This is a genomic window from Myxococcus sp. RHSTA-1-4 (genome assembly GCF_020037125.1).
GTDB lineage: Bacteria > Myxococcota > Myxococcia > Myxococcales > Myxococcaceae > Myxococcus.
In genome coordinates this window covers 783,184-799,569 of sequence record NZ_JAIQDG010000001.1, presented here as the reverse complement: position 1 = coordinate 799,569, position 16,386 = coordinate 783,184, and the positions used below count along the sequence as shown (strand labels likewise).

The 16,386-nt window shown below is 71.9% G+C and carries 10 protein-coding genes; 6 read left to right on the top strand and 4 right to left on the bottom strand.

All coding sequences use genetic code 11. From position 1 onward, the window contains the following. Positions 1–11: 11 nt before the first annotated feature. Entirely contained in the window at positions 12–1,910 is a 1,899-nt protein-coding gene (locus tag K8638_RS03235) for a methyl-accepting chemotaxis protein (protein ID WP_223752886.1), read from the bottom strand. A gap of 110 nt (positions 1,911–2,020) precedes the next feature. Beyond that, positions 2,021–2,461 carry a host attachment protein gene (locus K8638_RS03230; protein WP_223752885.1) on the bottom strand — a complete coding sequence of 147 codons (441 nt, stop codon included), beginning with the start codon at positions 2,459–2,461 and terminating at the stop codon, positions 2,021–2,023. A gap of 197 nt (positions 2,462–2,658) precedes the next feature. Here K8638_RS03230 and K8638_RS03225 point away from each other — a divergent pair, with 197 nt between their 5' ends. The 4 genes from K8638_RS03225 to K8638_RS03210 all read left to right on the top strand — a co-directional run bounded on the left by K8638_RS03225 (position 2,659) and on the right by K8638_RS03210 (position 7,637). Beyond that, on the top strand, positions 2,659–3,861 hold the full coding sequence (locus tag K8638_RS03225) for a PEGA domain-containing protein (protein WP_223752884.1): 1,203 nt from the start codon (positions 2,659–2,661) through the stop codon (positions 3,859–3,861). A 5-nt stretch (positions 3,862–3,866) separates the two neighbouring features. Further along, positions 3,867–5,156 carry a hypothetical protein gene (locus K8638_RS03220; RefSeq protein ID WP_223752883.1) on the top strand — a complete coding sequence of 430 codons (1,290 nt, stop codon included), beginning with the start codon at positions 3,867–3,869 and terminating at the stop codon, positions 5,154–5,156. A 326-nt stretch (positions 5,157–5,482) separates the two neighbouring features. Next, entirely contained in the window at positions 5,483–6,961 is a 1,479-nt protein-coding gene (locus K8638_RS03215; protein WP_223752882.1) for a serine/threonine-protein kinase, read from the top strand. After that, positions 6,930–7,637: a tol-pal system YbgF family protein gene (locus tag K8638_RS03210; RefSeq protein WP_223752881.1), complete on the top strand. Its 708-nt coding sequence runs from the start codon at positions 6,930–6,932 to the stop codon at positions 7,635–7,637. Before K8638_RS03215 ends, K8638_RS03210 begins: the two co-directional genes overlap by 32 nt. 13 nt (positions 7,638–7,650) lie before the next feature. Here K8638_RS03210 and K8638_RS03205 read toward each other — a convergent pair whose 3' ends face one another. Further along, positions 7,651–8,187 (bottom strand): FHA domain-containing protein, encoded by a 537-nt coding sequence (locus K8638_RS03205; protein WP_223752880.1) that lies wholly within the window; start codon positions 8,185–8,187, stop codon positions 7,651–7,653. 210 nt (positions 8,188–8,397) lie between these two features. Here K8638_RS03205 and K8638_RS03200 point away from each other — a divergent pair, with 210 nt between their 5' ends. Continuing rightward, positions 8,398–9,825 (top strand): esterase family protein, encoded by a 1,428-nt coding sequence (locus K8638_RS03200; RefSeq protein WP_223752879.1) that lies wholly within the window; start codon positions 8,398–8,400, stop codon positions 9,823–9,825. 34 nt (positions 9,826–9,859) lie between these two features. Here K8638_RS03200 and K8638_RS03195 read toward each other — a convergent pair whose 3' ends face one another. Beyond that, positions 9,860–11,470 (bottom strand): serine/threonine-protein kinase, encoded by a 1,611-nt coding sequence (locus K8638_RS03195; RefSeq protein WP_223752878.1) that lies wholly within the window; start codon positions 11,468–11,470, stop codon positions 9,860–9,862. A 214-nt stretch (positions 11,471–11,684) separates the two neighbouring features. On the opposite strand from K8638_RS03195, the gene K8638_RS03190 reads away from it, so the two are divergent. Then, a complete protein-coding gene (locus K8638_RS03190) occupies positions 11,685–16,337 on the top strand; it encodes a lamin tail domain-containing protein (protein ID WP_223752877.1) in 4,653 nt (1,550 codons plus the stop codon). Positions 16,338–16,386: the final 49 nt, after the last annotated feature.

Genomic DNA, 16,386 nt, shown 5'->3' with positions numbered 1-16,386 from the left:
CTTCCTCCTCCTCAGGTGCGGTAGGCGCGAGCCACGTCCTGCATCTGCCCGGAGACCTCCCGCAGCAGCTTCGCCGCCCGGGTGGTGGCCGCCAGGCTCTGCTGGGTGTCGGTCATCATGGAGGACAGGTCCGTCACCGCGGTGAAAATCTGCGCGATGCCCGCGTTCTGCTGGCTCACCGCGCCGGCAATCTGCCTCACCGCCGCGGCGTTGTCCTGGATGATGGTGGCCAGTTCCTTCAGCCGCTCGCCGCTGCTGCGCACCTGCTCCACGCCCGCCTCCACGCGCGCGTGGCCCGCCTCCGTCATCTTCGCGGTGGAGAGGATGTTGCCGCCCAAATCATTCAGGATGTCGCGCACCCGCTCCGTGGCCTGGATGGACTGGTCCGCGAGGTTGCGGATTTCCCGCGCCACCACGCCAAAGCCCTTGCCGTGCTCGCCCGAGCGCGCCGCTTCGATGGCCGCGTTGAGGGCCAGCATGTTGGACTGGTCCGCCAGGTCCTTCACCGTCTGGGTGATGCCGCCAATCTGCCGCGTGCGCTCGTTGAGCTGGGTGATGCGCTCGGTCATCTGCTTGGACTGCTCCAGCAGGGACTGGAAGCCGCCGAGGCTGTCGCGGATGTCCTCCTCGCCCTCGCGGCCCACCTCCTCGGCGCGCGAGGCCCTGCCGAGCACGTCCTCCGCCTTCTCCGAGGCCAGCAGCGACGTCTGCTTGATTTCCTGCGCCGTCACCTGCGTTTCCTGCAAGGCGGTGGCCTGGCGGGCCACGTTGCGCTCCTGCTGCTCGGAGGCGCGCTGGAGCTCCGCCACCGTCTCGCTGAGCACCCGGGTGCCGCGCTGCAGGCTCAGCGCCGTCTCACGGAGCTGCTTGACGAGCTGTCCGAAGGCGCCGGCCAGCTCACCCACCTCGTCGTCGCCCACCTCCACGTCGACGTCCCGCGTGAGGTCGCCCTCGCGGACGATGCGCGTCACCGCCGCGCGCAGGGCCAGCACGGGCCGGGTGATGCCGCGCGCCAGCAGCCAGGCGCCGGCCACCGCCAGCACCAGGAAGCCCAGGGCCAGCAGCAGCGCCAGGGTGTGCAGGCCGTCCACCGGCGCGTAGGCCTCGTCCGGGTCCACCAGCGCCACGAAGCGCCAGCCGTCCGCCACGTCCTTCACGTCCGTGCCGTTGATGGCCTCCACCGCCAGCAGGCCCTCGTCACCGCCGGCCGCCGCGCCGCGCGAGTCGAAGAGCACCGCGCCGTCCGCGCGCCGCAGCGTCAGGGCGAAGCTGTCCAGCTTTCGCTGGTGGGCGCGGGCCAGCGCCGGCTGCACCAGCCCGTCCACCTGTGCCCAGTCGAAGGCGGCCAGCAGCACGCCCATGCGCGTGTCCGTGGCCGGGTCCACCACCGGCACCGCCAGCGACAGCACACGCACGCCGAAGACGGGGTCCTCGACGGTGACGCCCTCGCCCGTGGTGCGGCCCTGCCGCGCCTCGCGGAACCAGGGGGTGGCGCGCAGCGCGTCGTGCATGCCCGCGTACGCGTCCCGCAGCGCCGGGGTGCTGGCGGACACGGCGTGGCCCTCGTCGTTGAAGAGGACGATGCCGTTGAGGCTGAGATAGCGGCGCTGCAGCAGGGCGAGCAGGGCGTCCGCCGGCTGGGTGTTGCCCGTGCGCAGCGCGGAGCGCACCACCACGTCCTCCGCCCAGCTTCGCAGGCTCGCCTCGCGCTCGGCGAGCGTCGCTTCCATCAGGTCCTTCACGCCCTCCGCTTCGCGTAGCAGCGACGCGCGAATCTGCTCCTCCAGCATCCGCCGAGCGCCACGCGTCTGGAGTGCGTTGAGCGTCAGCAGCGGGATGACGGAGAGAAGGGTGACGTACAGGGTGAGGCGCCCACGCAGCGACAGGGAGCCGATGAGGGGAAGTGACATGTCTCTCAAGGCTCGGATGGCGAGGGACCATCCGAGGAGGGTGGCCCCTCGCGTATACCAGAGCCCGGGACGCCCCGGGCACGGCGCGCGCCTGCCTGCCTGCCTGGCTCCTACAGGACTGGCACCCGGTTGGGCAGCTCCCGGGCCGGCACGCTGGAGTAGTCCGCGTCGACGTCCAGGAGGACCCGCTGCTTCACCCGCGAGCTGAGCAGCCGGCGAATCCTGCCGAGGAATTCTGGAGGTGCGGCGATGACGAGTTTGTCGAACGCATGCCGGTCATGCCCCCTGTCCAGGAATTCCGACAGCTGGCGGGCGAAGCGGTCGTGCTCCAGCTCCCTGCGGCCGTTGGGCTCGTTCTCCACGGGCGGGCCGTGGAGGGTGCCCGCGTTGGGGTTGTCCGGCTGGTTGAGCAGCTCGAAGGCCTTGGCCCGGCTCTCGTCGTGCTGGAACTCCTCCACCAACCGCCAGTTCCCCTCCGCCTTCGCGTCGGTCGCGAAGAGCCGCGCACGGCTTGCGTTGCCCACCAGGATCCAGAGCGTTCCATCCGCCATGTGGTTCATCTCCTTTAGGAAGGGAGATGAGGACCGGCCCGGCCCCCGGCAAGCTTCCGGGAGCGAGCCCCGCCCCCGCCGTGCGCAGGGCAGGCGGCCATGTCCTACCCGGTTGACGGGCGGCCCGGGGAGGCCGTGAAAGGGGGGCGGCCGAGCGTCATTCCGTTGTGGGGGGCGGCGGGGTAGAACCAGGGTCTATGCGCATTCCCCCCGCTCCCTCCATTGCCCTGCTGGCGCTCGCGCTGTGGGTCCACCCCGCGCGGGCCCAGGAAGGCGGCCTGGGCCTGGACCTCAGCACGGACACGTCGGCCCAGGAGCAGCCTGGCCCGGACATCGGACTGGACCTGCGAGACAGCGACCCGAAGGCGGCGCTGATGCCGCGCTTCGTGCTGCTGGGGCTGGACACCCCCGAGCGCGCCGGCGCGCAGCAGGCGCAGGCCTGGCTGAAGACGCTGGCGCGCGGGGCGATGTCCTCCGGCATGGTGACGCTGGGCGCCAACCTCCAGGAGACGCGCGAGCGGCTGGCGGAGGGGTATGACGCGGCGGTGCGCTGCACGGAGGTGTCGTGCCTGGCGGAGCCGGCGGACGCGCTGGACGCGGACCTGCTCACCACCGCGCGACTGTCGCTGGAGGATGCGGGCTGGACGCTGCGGGCATGGACGTATGACCGGGACCGCCGCGTGGTGGTGGAGGACGTGGTGTCGGGGCGCAACCCGCGCGACGCGGCCTTCCAGAAGGAGGCGGCCACGAAGCTGTCCAACCGGATGATGGCCCTGGCCCGGCCGCGCGCGGTGCTGAAGGTGGCGGTCAACGTGCCACAGGCGGTGGTGAAGGTGGGCGAGCGCATCCTCGGCGTGGGCAGCGTGGAGGCGCGCCTGCCCCCGGGCACCACGCAGCTCGAGGTGTCCGCGGACGAGTACAGCACCTTCACCCGGACGCTGGACCTCAAGCCCGGCGCGAGCGAGTCGGTGGACGTGCGGCTGGAGATTTCCGGCCCGGCGCCGGAGGGCCCTGGTGACGATGCGGTGGCCGGGGTGTCCGGAAGCCGCGGCGGTGGGCAGTCCCTCTTCAAGCGCCCGGCGTTCTACACCGCGATTGTGGGCCTGGCCGCGGTGGGCGCGGGCGTGGTGCTGGGGATGGGGGCCAAGGACGTGGAGTCCCGCGCGGGTGACGCGGACGGGGACGGCATCTTCGACGTGAGCCGCAAGGAGCGGCTGGACGCGCAGTCGCAGGCGAACCTGGCCACGGCGCTCATCGCCGGTGGCGGCGTGGTGGCCGCGGGCAGCGTGGTGTGGCTGGTGGTGGTGCCCACGCGCAGCGCGCCCAAGGCCACCCTGGAGCCGGGCGGGCCCGGTGGTGCCTCCACGGCGCTCCACCTCGTCGTCGGCGGGAGTTTCTGACAACCATGATGACCTTCAATCCCTGGCTGCGAGCGCTCTGCTCCCTGCTGCTCCTGTCCGGAGCGGCGGGCTGCAAGGTGGAGTTTCCCAACGACGTTCCGTACACCTGCGGCGCGGACGCCGACTGCGGTGGCGACGGCTACGTGTGCACGGCGCTGCCCAACGACGGGCCGAAGTACTGCTGCCTGCCCGAGCCGGACGAGCTGTGCAACAGCGTGGACGACGACTGCGACGGCGCCATCGATGAGCTGGACGCCTCCTGCTACACGGGCCCCGAGGGCACGAGCGGCGTGGGCACCTGCCGCCCGGGCCAGTCCGCGTGCACCAGGACTGGCGGCATCACCTGCGTCAACCAGGTGCTGCCCATCAACGAGGAGTGCAACGGGCAGGACGACGACTGCGACGGCCGGGTGGATGAGGACTTCGACCTCCAGACGGACCCCGGCTACTGCGGCCGGTGCGACGTGTCCTGCACCTTCCTGCAGAACTGCGTGAATGGCGAGTGCGTGCGGCGCGGCGAGCTGAACTGCGGCGACGGGAATGACGACGAGGGCGACGGCCCCGCCGACTGTCAGGACCGTGAGGACTGCGAGAACCAGTCGTGCGGCACGGGTTGCGTGTGCCGCAACGGCCGGAAGGCGGAGACGGCCTGCGGCCACGGCAGCGGTGACGAGGACGACGACGGCCTGCTCAACTGCGCGGACCGCGACGACTGCGACAACCAGCCGTGCGGCGAGGGCTGTGCGTGCATCAGCGGCACGGCGAAGGAGACGCTCTGCGACCGCGACAGCGGTGACGAGGACGGCGACGGCCTGTTCAACTGCGCGGACCCCGACTGCAACCGGCAGGTGTGCGGCGAGGGCCTCATCTGCCAGAACTCGGGCCCGCGTACCGGCTGCGTCGAGGGCGTGTGCGACAACGGCGTGAACGACGACGGGGTGGGCGGCACCGACTGCGCCGACCCGGTCTGCGCCGGCGAGACCTGCGGCATGGGCTGCACCTGCGCCAGCAGTACCCGGACGGAGGTCGACTGCACGGACCGCATCAGCAATGACGGTGACGCGGACATCGACTGCGCGGACTCGGACTGCAACCTCAAGGCGTGCACCCCTGGTCAGTCGGACGCGTTCGCCTGGTGTGATGCGTCCACCTGCACGGAGGTCAACTGCCGAGACACCCGCGACAACGACGGGGATGAAAAGCCGGACTGCGCGGACGACGACTGCCTTGGGAAGCAATGCACCCGCGCCAATGGCTCGACGGGCAGGTGCCAGTCCGGCGGGCTGTGTAACTGAGTGCCCGGCTCGCGGCGGGGGCCTCCCCCGAGGCCCTCGCCACGAGCCCCGTATCCCACCCCGTTCCCCGATGAGCCTTCAGCCGTGATTCCGTCCCACCCCTGTCAGGCAGTCGTCAGTCCCCACGAGGGGGCCGAGGCCCTGGCATGGCCACTGGATGACGGCCCTGGCGGGAGGGAGGAGTGTTTCCGGGAGTGCGGCCGGGGAGGAGTTTCTACCCGGTGGCGTCGCGAATTCTCACAGGCCGACAAGTTCGCCGTCCCTGGGAAGACAGAGGCGCACGGGAGGGTTGCCGTTGGAGCCGGGCATGGAAACTTCTTCCCACCATGGGCTCCGATGACCTCTTCGCACAGACAGTGCTGTCCACAGCAGGGGGCGCCGTGGGTGACGTAGTCAACCGCGCCGACGTGGAGCTGCGGGTGGGCTCCACGCTGGGGAACTACCAGCTCGAGCGGCTCCTCGGAGAGGGGTCCATGGGCAAGGTGTTCCAGGCGCGCCATGCGCGGCTGGGGCGCCAGGTGGCGCTCAAGGTGCTCAAGCCCGAGCACGCGCGCGACGGTGGCTTCGTGCAGCGCTTCTTCCAGGAGGCGCGCACCGTCAACCAAATCAACCACGAGCACATCGTCGAAATCTTCGACTTCGTGGACGAGGGCGAGGGCGGCCACGTCTATTGCGTCATGGAGCTGCTGCGGGGGCAGAGCCTCGCCTCGCTCGCGAAGGAGGAGAAGCTGACGCTCGCGCGCATCCAGCGCATCGCCGTGCAGGTGTGCGCGGCGCTGGGCGCGGCCCACCAGGTGGGCGTGGTGCACCGGGACGTCAAGCCGGACAACCTCTTCCTCATCCACCGCGCCGGCCAGACGGACTTCGTGAAGGTGCTGGACTTCGGCGTGGCGAAGCTCCTCACGACCGAGGGCAGCACCACGGGGACGCTGGACGGCACCATCATCGGCACGCCCGCGTACATGTCCCCGGAGCAGGCGGCGGGACTGCCGGTGGACGCCCGCGCGGACATCTACGCGGTGGGCAACATCCTCTATGAATTGCTCGCCGGGCGGCCGCCCTTCCAGGCTCCGGCCTTCGGCCAGCTCGTGGTGCAGATCATCACCCAGCCGCCGCCGCCGCTGCCTTCGTTCCTGCCCTCGGGCGAGCCGCTGCCGCCGCAGCTGGGCGAGCTGGTCATGCGCTGCCTGTCGAAGGAGCCGGAGGCACGGCCGCAGTCCCTGGCGGAGGTGACCACGGCGCTCCTGCTGCTGCCCTCGCCCGTGAGCGTGCCGGAGGCGCCCGGCGACCGGGTGGAGGACGTCTCGGAGCGGCCCACGAAGCGGATGCTGGTGCCCGTGCCGTGGCGCCCGCGCATGGCGCTGGCGGCGGGCGCGGCGGTGGTGGCGCTGGTGGCCGGAGCGCTCACGTGGTCCGGCCTGCGCTCCGCGCGCGAGCCCGGCCCCATGGCGGCGGCGACGGCGGCGACGGCCGCGGAGTCCGTGGCGCCCCGCGCGCCCGTCACGCTCACGGTGCGCTCCTTCCCGGAGGGCGCGCAGGTGAAGCGCGCGGACACGGGCGAGGTGCTGGGCATCACGCCGCTCATCAAGGAGCTTCCCGGCGCGGACGCGCCCATCGGCCTGCGGGTGGAGCTGGCCGGCTACGTCCCGCTGGAGCGGGAGGTGCGGCTGGACACGCACGCGGTGCTGGAGGTGCCGCTCGCCAAGGCGCAGACGGCCCCTCGGCAGGCGGCCGGCGCCTCGCGGCCGGCGGCTCGCAAGAGAGGGCTGCGTGATGCGGTCATCGACCCGTTCGCCACTCCGTAGCGGGGTGGTGCTGGCCGTGCTGGGGGCGCTGCTGCTGGCCCCTCCGGCCGTGCGGGCGGAGGGGCCGGACGCGGAGACGCAGGCGCGCGAGCACTTCGCGGAGGGCAACCTGGCCTACGACGTGGGCGACTTCGACAAGGCGCTCACGTCCTTCAGCGAGGCGTACCGCCTCAAGCCGCTGCCCGGGTTCCTCTTCAACATGGCCCAGTGCCACCGGCAGCTCGGCCAGTTCTCGCGCGCGGCCTTCTTCTACCGGCGCTACCTGTCGCTGCTGCCGGACGAGTCCCAGGCGCCCGCGGTGCGTGGGCTGGTGCAGGAGATGGAGGCCCGGGCCCGCGAGCAGGAGGCCCGGCGGCTGGAGCGCGAGCGCGCCGAGCAGGACAAGCAGGTGCAGCGGGCCCGCGCCGAGGCGGCGAAGGCGGAAGCGGAGGCCGCGGCCCGCCGCCGCGCGGAGCTGGAGGCCGAGCAGCGCGCAATGGAGGCCCGCGCCGCCCGGGCACTCACCCAGCCCGCGCCCCAGCAGGGGAACACCGTCTCCCGGCCGTGGACGCGCAAGTGGTGGGTATGGGCCGGCATGGGCGCCGCGGCGGCGCTCGTCACCACCGGCGTCATCATGGCCACCAGCGGCCCGGACGCCCGCCCCACCTCGCTGGGCAACGTCAGCCCGCTCCGGTAGCCGGCGCCCGGGCTCAACGTGGCGCGGCGGCCTGCGCGATGACCTGCTCGGCGATGCGGCCGATGCGCGCGTTGAAGCCCTCCGCGTCATGGAAGGTGAGGCGCACGTCTCCCACCTGGAGCTGGAGGCCCGGCCGCAGCAGGGCGGGCTGGTCCGGCTCCATGGGCGTCCCGTCCAGCGTCACCGGGCGGGAGCCGGGCAGGCGCGTCACCTGCCACCGTCCGTCCGGAGTGGGGGCCAGCAGGAGCTGCTCGCGCGACACGGTGGCGTCGTTGATGACCATGGCGTTGTGGGAGGCGCGCCCCAGCCGGATGGGGCCGCGCTCGGCCAGGGCCATCAGCTCGAAGCACATGGCGTCTCCAGCGGGCAGGCAGTCCCGCAGGTCCGTCAGCGGCAGCCGCGTGGCGGCCACGTTTCCCTCGAGCGTCTCCGGGACGTTCCAGGCCCCTGCCTCCCACACCAGCCACGGGTGTGGGTACTTGGCGCGGAACTTCTCCTTGAGTGCCATGTGCTGACGCACGAGGAGGGAGAGCAACAGAGCGCGGGCCATGCGTACTGAATAACCTCCCTCACCCCGTGGTGGGGGCGCAAGGCGCGGTGCGGTGAGCGCGTGTCCACGAGTGAGCGGAAGCCCGGCGAGGGGGCCCTCTCGCGCGCGAGCCGACGCCTGTAGTACATCCCCGCCCACATGTTGTCGCAGGTCCCATGCGGTGCCTGCTGAGCGCCCCTCCGACAAGGCACCCTGCCTCCTGGAAACGTGATGCGCCGTCTGTCCGCCCTCGTGCTGTGCGCGGCCCTGTGGGCCGCCTGTGATGATTCCCCGGGCGCCCCCTCCGTTCCGCCCCCGCCCTTCACCGAGACGTACCCCGACGGAGGCCTCGGGCCCGACACCGGGCCGGACGCCGGGGCCTCCTGGGCGTGCCAGCGCGACAAGACGGTGCACGGCGCGCCCATCTCGCTGCTGGTGGAGCTGCAGCTCGCGATGAGCCGCGCCACCACGGGCGAGGAGCGCATCGCCGCCATCGACCGCTTCGTGGCGGCGGTGGCGGAGCAGGGCGGCACGCCGCTGGTGAGCGACGCGACGGCCACCCGCCCCCGCGTGGCCTTCTTCGTGCGGGGCGCGTCCGCGCCGGGCACCACCGTGGCCGGTGAGTTCAACGAGTGGTCGGCCACCGCCACGCCGCTGGTGCAGGTGCGGGACACGGACCTGTGGGTGGCGGAGGTGGACGTGCCGCGCACGGGCCCGCAGGCGTACAAGCTGGTGAAGAACGGCAACTTCTTCGCGGACCCGGGCGCGCGCCACGTGGCGTGGGACCGCATCAACATGAACGGCGTGGGCTTCTTCTCCTCGCTCGTCTACCCGGAGCTGCAGGACGCGGGGAAGGGGCGGCTCACCGCGATGTACGGCGTGTCCGCCACCGCGCTGGGCGACCGGCGTGACGTCTACGTCTACACGCCCGCGGTCTACGACGGGAAGGACTGCCCGGCGCTGCCCGTCATGTACTTCCACGACGGCAACGAGAGCCTCACCCGCGAGTCCTTCGCGGACGCGGCGGACACGCACTACGCGGCGCGGCCGGAGGACTCGGCGGTGCTCGTCTTCGTGGCGCTGCCCGAGCAGCGGGTGCGCAACGCGCAGTACACCTTCCCGCCCAAGCGGGACCCGGAGTGGCCGGAGCCGCGCGGGGACGACTCCCTGCGCTTCCTCCGGGACGACCTGAAGCCTCGCGTGGAGTCGTCCTTCCGCGTGCTGACGGGGCCCCAGAACACCGGCGTGGCCGGCGCGTCGCTGGGCGGCCTCATCTCCGTGTACGCGGGCTTCCAGATGCCGGAGACGTTCGGCTTCGTGGGCTGCCAGTCCGGCTCGCTCTTCTGGCCGCATGACGGCGTCATCGACCGCAATGACGGCGACGCGATGATTCTGCGCGCGGGTGAGGAGCCGGTGGTGCCGGTGCGCTTCTACGTGGACCACGGCTCGCCCCGCGCGGGCTGCACGCGCGACGACGAGCCGGGCGGCGACGACTGCGAGTCGAGCCTGCGCTTCGTCGCGGCGCTGCGGGGCCGCGGCTACGGTGTGGCCCACTGGAACGACCCCGGTGCGCCGCACGACTGGTCCGCCTGGAAGCGGCGCCTGCCGAAGCTGCTGTGCTCCTTCCGCAACGCGGACCCGGCGGTGTGCGGCCTCTAATCAGGGTCGTCCCGGGCGGGGGCGCAGCGCTTCCTCACACGCGCGCGGTGAGCTTCTGGCTCGTGGGCACGCCGTCGGCCTCTTCCCGGGTCTGGGTGGCGCGCCGGGCCTGCTCCTGCGCGTCACGCGCCGCCTGGGCCAGGAGCGCCTGGCCCCGGGGGAAGGGAGCGGCCGGGCCTTCCAATGCGAGGAGCTGTGCGCGCAGCTCCGCGCCGGTGGCGGTGCGGCGCGCCGGGTCCTTCTCCAGCAGGCGCATGACGATGGCGTCCAGCGCCGGAGGCACCTCGGGGTTGAGGCGCGAGGGTGGTTCAATCTGCTGGTCCACCGCGGCGCGCATCAGCGCCTCCTCGGTGGGGGCCTGCAGCGCACGCTGGCCGGTGAGGGACTCGTAGAGGGTGAGGCCCAGGGCGAAGAGGTCCGCGCGCCCGTCGAAGGGACGGCCCATGGCCTGCTCCGGAGCCATGTAGCCCAGCTTGCCGCGCACGCTGCCGGCCAGGGTGAGCTGGGCGCGCGCCGCGCCGCGGGCGATGCCGAAGTCCGACAGCTTCACGTCACCGAAGCGGGAGACGAGCACGTTGGGCGGGTTGACGTCGCGGTGCACCAGGTGCAGCGGCTGGCCGTCCGGGCCGGTGCGCCGGTGGAGGTAGTCCAGCGCGGCGGCCAGCTCCGCCGCGGCCCAGGTGGCGGCGGCCAGGGGCAGCGGCCCGCGCCCCAGGCCCCGGCGGATGCCGCTCAGCGGCAGCCCGTCCACGAACTCCATGGCCAGGAAGTAGGTGCCGCCGTGGCGCCCCAAGTCGAACACCTGGACGATGTTGGGGTGGTTGAGGGAGGAGCACAGCTCCGCCTCCTGCCGGAACAGGGTGACGAACTCCTCGTTGTCCGTGAAGGCGGGGAGGATGCGCTTGAGGGCCACCGCCTTCTGGAAGCCGCCCTCGGGGCAGTAGGTGGCGCGGTACACCTCCGCCATGCCGCCGGCGCCGATGCGCTCGTGCAGCACGTACTTGCCCATGACCTCCTGCTCGCGCAGGGCGGACAGCGCGCCTCGGGTGAGCTGGAGGAAGTGGCGCGCGAGGATGGCGGTGAAGACGCCGGCCGCCACGAAGAAGAAGGCGCGGGTGGCGATGAAGCGCGGGGTGAGGGTGAGGAGCGCGTTCTCCGGCAGGAGCGGGCGCACGAAGAGGAAGTAGATGCCCAGGTACTCGGCGGCGACGAGGATGCCGGCGGCCAGCGCCAGCCGCGGGTTGCTGCGCAGCGTGGCCAGCGTAATCAGCGTGGGCCAGATGACGAGCGTGGGCGCGGTGAGCGCGTAGATGGGGCCCTGGAAGCGCAAATCGAAAGCCAGCACCACCGCGGGGATGCTCACCTCGATGGCCACGTTGAGCCAGGGCACGGCCGGGTGGAAGACGCCGGAGCGCAGCACCCGCCACAGCACCGTGTAGTAGACGCACAGCACCGCCGACAGCCCCATCAGCGCCTGCGTCAGCCCCCAGCCGATGGAGGAACCCAGCGCCGCCGCCACCACCACCGAGGCGCCGGACAGCCCCGCCATGAAGCGGGCCACGGACAGCTCCCTCGCTTGCGCATCGCGTCGCAGATGTCCGTCGAGGAAGCGCGACACGGGGCTGGTGGCGGTCTGGGCGGTCATGGCGTCTTCTCAATCTATCGAAGGGTGGACGATACGACGCTTGTGGACCCGGAGTGTGGTGGCGGCGCACTCCCAGGCACATCCGCCCCTCCGGCACTCAAGGGCGCTGGACTCAGTACGTAAGGTGTCGCTGAAATGTTTCAGCGAGTACGCTCTTTGCGTGCAAAGGACCCGTCACCTTCCCCCAGGCGGAGTCCGCCGGGAGACCCACTAGATGCAAATTTCCTCACGCCTGGTACTGGCCGCGCTTGGTGCGGTCCTCCTCTTCCACGCCGGATGTTCCGACGACCCCAAGCCCTGTGAGGGAGATGGCTGTGGCGTCGCTCCGGCCGTCTGTGGAAACAACGTCCAGGAGCCGGGCGAGCAATGCGACGACGGCAACACGACGGACGGTGATGGCTGCCAGGCGGACTGCACGCCGGCCCAGGTCACGTGTGGCAACGGCAGCGTCGAGAGCACGGAGTCGTGTGACGACGGCAACCGCCTGGACGGGGATGCGTGTCCGTCGAACTGCCAGCAGGCGCCGACCCGCTGCGCCGCCGCGAACGCGCCCGCGCTCGCGAGCGGGGCGACCTGCGAGGTGACGAAGGCCGGCAACGGCGCGCGCCTCTTCACGGGCGTGGTACTGAAGGACGGCGAGACGCTGCTGGGCGGCCAGGTGCTGGTGGACGAGCAGGGCGTCATCCAGTGCGCTGCGTGTGATTGCTCCACCGCGGCGGGCGCCGCCTCGGCCACGCAGGTGTCGTGCCCGACGGGTGTCATCTCCCCGGGCCTCATCAACCCGCACGACCACATCACCTACGTGGACAAGCCGTACGTGGCGGCGCAGGAAAAGGTCGAGGAGCGCTTCGAGCACCGCCATGACTGGCGCACCGGCGCCAACGGCCACACGGAGGTCCGCAACGGCGGAAGCAAGAGCGGTGACCTGGTGAGCTATCAGGAGCTGCGGCACCTGATGGCCGGCACCACCTCCACCGCTGGCGCGGGCGGGGCTCCGGGCCTGCTGCGCAACCTGGACATGAGCACGGTGGCCCGGCAGGAAGGGCTCAACGAGGGCTACTCGGACTCGGACACCTTCCCGCTGGGTGACAGCGGCGGTGACACGCTCACCAGCGGCTGCGGCTACCCGTCGCTGCCCGCGTCCGGCGGGCTTCCGAAGCTGGCCGCGTACCTGCCCCACGTCTCCGAGGGCATCGACGCCCGGGCGGCCAACGAGTTCCGCTGCCTGGCCTCGGGCGGCTCCGACGTGCTCTTCGGGCGCACGGCCATCATCCACGGCATCGGCCTGACGGCGCGGGAGATGGCCGCCATGGCGGAGCGGGGCACCGGCCTCATCTGGTCTCCGCGCTCCAACGTGGCGCTGTACGGCGACACGGCCATGGTGACGGCGTACAAGCGGATGGGCGTGAGCATCGCCCTGGGCACCGACTGGCTCCAGTCCGGCTCCATGAACATGCTGCGCGAGCTGCAGTGCGCGGACTACCTCAACGCCACCCACTACGCGCGGACGTTCACCGACGAGCAGCTCTGGCGCATGGCGACGGCCAACGCCGCGGACCTGACGGACGTCTTCGAGAAGGTGGGCCGCATCGAGAAGGGCAAGGTGGGCGACCTCGCCATCTTCAAGCTGCGCGCCTTCGCCGACTCTCCGCACCGCGCGGTCATCACCGCCAACCCCGAGGACGTGGTCCTCACCCTGCGTGGCGGCAAGGCGCTCTACGGTGACGGCGCGCTGGTGGATGCGCTGAAGGGCCCGGACACCTGCGACACGCTGGACGTCTGCGGCGCCGCCAAGGCGGTGTGCCTCCAGTCGGAGCTGGGCAAGAACCTCGCGGCGCTGCGGTCCGCCAACAGCAGCGCGTACCCGCTGTTCGCCTGCGGCACGCCGCAGAACGAGCCGGTGTGCTCGCCCCGCCGCGCCTCCATGAACGAGGCGTGGCTGGCCTCCCGCAACGGCTCCACCGTCTACACGAGCGAGGTCCGCGAGAACGACGACGACGGTGACGGCCTCACGGACGACGTGGACAACTGCCCCGCCATCTTCAACCCGGTGCGCCCCATGGACAACGGCGCGCAGGCGGACGCGGACGGCGACCGCCTGGGTGACGCGTGTGACCCGTGCCCGCTGGACGCCGACTCCACCAACTGCGGCGCGGCGCATCCGGCGGACGATGACGGCGACGGCGTGGCCACCTGGCGCGACAACTGCCCGTTCCTGGCCAACCCGAATCAGGCGGACCGGGACTCGGATGGCAAGGGGGATGCGTGCGACGGCTGCCCGGAGCAGGCCGGGGGCACCTGCGCCAACGCCGACCCGACCGACGCCGACCTCGACGGCATCGTGACGCCCGGCGACAACTGCGCCTACGCGCCCAACCCGCAGCAGACGGACTCGGACCAGGACGGCCAGGGGGATGCGTGCGACCCGTGCTCCGTCGCGAACCCGGATGGCGCCGCGTGCCCGACCACCGTGTATGACCTGAAGATTCCGGTGAACGGCAGCGTGCCCCTGCTGAACTCCAAGGTGTCGCTCACGGACGTCCTCGTCACGGCGGTGAACGCCACCGGCAACAACGGCTACTTCGTCCAGGTGCACCCGCCGCTGCCGGGCCGGGGCGTGGAGCACTCGGGCATCTACGTCTACGGGCCCAAGGCGGACGTCGCCGTGGGAGACCGGCTGGACATCACCGAGGCGACGCTGAAGGTCTACTTCGGCGTGCTCGAGCTGACGAACGTGCAGTTCACCCGGCTCAGCTCCGGCAACGCCCTGCCGGCCCCCGTGGTGGTCCGCTCGGAGGAGGTTCGCACGAACGGGCCCCGCGCCGCGGCGCTGGACGGCGTGCTGCTGGAGCTGCGAGAGGTCTTCGTCATCAGCGGCGAGGACACCCGCGGCTCCATCCTCGTGGACGAGAACCCGAGCGCGGACCCGGCCCGCTCCGGCCTGAAGGTGGACGACCAGGCCTACGACTTCCCGCTGCCGGCGGTGGGGACGCGGTACGTCTCGCTGAAGGGCGTGCTGACCTACGGCTTCAACGAGTACCGGCTGCTGCCGCGCAGCGCGCGCGACATGCGTCCGCCGCTGCCCGCGCTGACGGGCCTCAGCGGCGGTCCGTACATCCGCGTGGGCTCCACCACGGGGGATGCCTTCCCGCAGGTGCTCACCGTGACGATGGCCTCCGCCTTCCCCGAGGATGTCACCGTGGCCGTCACCTCCAGCGCCCCGTCGGCGCTGGGCGTGGTGGGCGGCGAGGTGACCATTCCCGCGGGCCAGACGTCCGCGGTGGTGAAGCTGAGCCCGCTGGCCCAGGCCGAGAGCGTCACCCTGACCGCGACGCTGGGCGGCTCCTCGCAGCAGGCCACGGTCCGGGTGCTTGGTGAGAACGAGCAGGCCACGCTGAGCCGCATCAACCCCGCCGAGGCGACGCTGGTGCCCGGTGGCACGGTGACGCTCACGGTGGAGCTGGACCGGCCGGCGCCCGCCAACACCACGGTGGCGCTGAGCGCGGACCCGGTGGAGCTGGGCACCTTCAGCGTGGCGAACGGGACGCTGGCGGTGGCGGAGAACGCGATGCAGGCGACCCTCAGCTTCACGGTGGACGCGGGTGCCACGGGCACCGCCGGCACGCTGACGGCGCAACTGGGGACCGGCAGCGCGAGCACCACCGTGACGGTGGACCAGAGCGCGCCCCGGCTGGTGTCGGTGGCGGCAACCGAGGCTGGTCCGGTGGCGGCCGGTGGCACCCGCGAGTTCCGGGTGACGCTGGACCGGGCCGCGCCCGCGGACACCGTGGTGCCGCTGGCGGCCATTCCGGGCAATGGCGTCTCCCGCTACGGCAGCGTGCCCGCCACGGTGACGGTGGCCTCGGGCGCGACGCAGGCCACCTTCTCCTTCACCGCGGACGCGGAGGGTGGGGGCGCGGGCCAGGTGTCCGCCTCGCTGTACGGCATCACCCGGACCGCGGACCTCACGGTGACGCCGCCGCCGCCGAAGCTGGCCGCGCTGACTCCGGCCACGGCGACGGTGTACTTCGACGCGACGCAGGCCTTCACCGTGACGCTGGACCGGCCGGCGCTGGCGGGAGGCCTCACGGTGAACCTGGCGCTGGAGCCCGCCTCGGGGCTGGGCAGCCTGTCCGCCTCCACGGTGACCATCGCCGAGGGGCAGACCAGTGCCCAGGTGACGTTCACCGCGGGCTCGGCCCCGGCTCAGGGGCAGTTGACGGCGACCCATGGCGGCGTGACGCAGAGCGCGGCCATCACCGTCGCCCAGCGCCCCGCCGTCGACCACGTGGTCATCAGCGAGCTCTCCGCGCGTGGGGTTACGAGCGACACGGACGAGTTCGTCGAGCTCTACAACCCGACCGGCTCGGACGTCGACCTGAGCGGCTGGAAGCTCCAGTACAAGAGTGCCGCGGGTACCACCTACACGGGGTCGGTCGACATCCCGAACGGCAAGCGCATCAAGGCCCATGGTTACCTGCTCATCGCGCACACCGGTTACACGGGCAGCCCCGCTGCGGACGTCACCTACGATACCTTCGGCATGTCCGCTGCGGCGTCGGGTGGCGGCCATGTACGTATCGGTCCGAATCTGACCGCATCGAACCTCAATGACCCCAACACGGTGGACAAGCTGGGGTACGGCACGGCCAACCAGCCCGAGGGCACCGCGGCTCCCGCCCACCCGGCCGCGGGCGGCAGCCTCGAGCGCAAGGCCCGCGCTGATTCCACCTCCGACACCATGGCGGAGGGCGGCGCTGATGAGAACGCGGGCAACGGTCAGGACACGGACAACAACTTCGCGGACTTCGTCGTTCGGAGCGCTCGCCAGCCGCAGAGCTCGCAGAGCCCCACCGAGCAGCCGTAGGCCGGGGTGAAGCCGCGCTGAGCTGTCTGGAAGGGCGGAACCCGCTGAA